The organism is Photorhabdus hindustanensis, from assembly GCF_002968995.1.
Taxonomy (GTDB): Bacteria; Pseudomonadota; Gammaproteobacteria; order Enterobacterales; family Enterobacteriaceae; genus Photorhabdus; species Photorhabdus akhurstii.
The window spans coordinates 1-976 of sequence record NZ_PUWT01000192.1; the positions used below are offsets into that span (position 1 = coordinate 1).

Annotated in this window: 1 protein-coding gene; it reads right to left on the bottom strand. The window is 39.4% G+C overall.

From position 1 onward, the window contains the following. Positions 1 to 174: 174 nt before the first annotated feature. On the bottom strand, positions 175 to 804 hold the full coding sequence (locus tag C6H66_RS25255; RefSeq protein ID WP_146111150.1) for a hypothetical protein: 630 nt from the start codon (positions 802 to 804) through the stop codon (positions 175 to 177). Positions 805 to 976 lie beyond the last annotated feature (172 nt).

Sequence of the window (976 nt, forward strand, 5' to 3'; positions counted from 1 at the left end):
AGATATACTGCGCGGACACATACGGTTTTGTGTATTTCGGCACGACACCTTCCACCGTAATCAACTGTTTCTTCTCATCAGGCGAAAAAGGAAATAGCCTGTCAAAAAAGGTGTCGCCAAACGCCCAGTAAATAAAATAGAGAAATAATAAGGACAGCGTTATCTTCAATATTTTCATACTGATAATTCCTGTTTATCACAGTAATGCTGTAAGGCCAGTTCCCCTTGTTCTTCCTGCTGGCTGACCGTCAGTGATTTTATTAACTGCTTATCCATATCCAAAAAATAGAGATTTCGGTAGTAAACATTGTCAGGGATAAGCATCTTATAACTGTCCATTTTCGCCTTAAATTGACGCTGACTGTCCTGATAGACCGTAATCTTATCCGGCTCACATAACTCTCTGAGGCGTTTATCAATATAACCCGCATATTTATACGAGCTATGGTTAGAGAAACCGAATCCGCCTTTCAAATCAGCACTTCTGTTTTCAACAAACAGTTTGTCTTTTTCTTGTTGACTGAGCTGATTAAACAACGCATTCTGCCGCTCACCGGCCAGCGAAAAATCCTTTTCTGTTTCCTGATTTAACTCAGGAATTAAGTAGAGTTTTGTGGTGTTATCCAATATTCTTTCAGCAACACCCGTTATAAGAGAGGCATTCCGGGCGGAAATCAGCCATTCCGGGCAACTGTTGGCTTGAAAAAAATGGACAACTTTACCATGATGCAAATAGATTTCTTTACTGGCTGTCGCCTGTTTAATTGCCTGAATAATCGGTGACGGCGATAACAACTTCATCACTGCCCAGTCGTACCCCGCCGGCGCCMTAATCAGACCTAAATTACTCAACAAATTAAAAACACAATTTTATTATCTGGTATCTATCTCGATATATTCATCATTGCAATTTTAATTAAATATGGATTATATTTCAGGTGTTTATTCAATATAAGAGGGGTTGGAGTCATGAAAA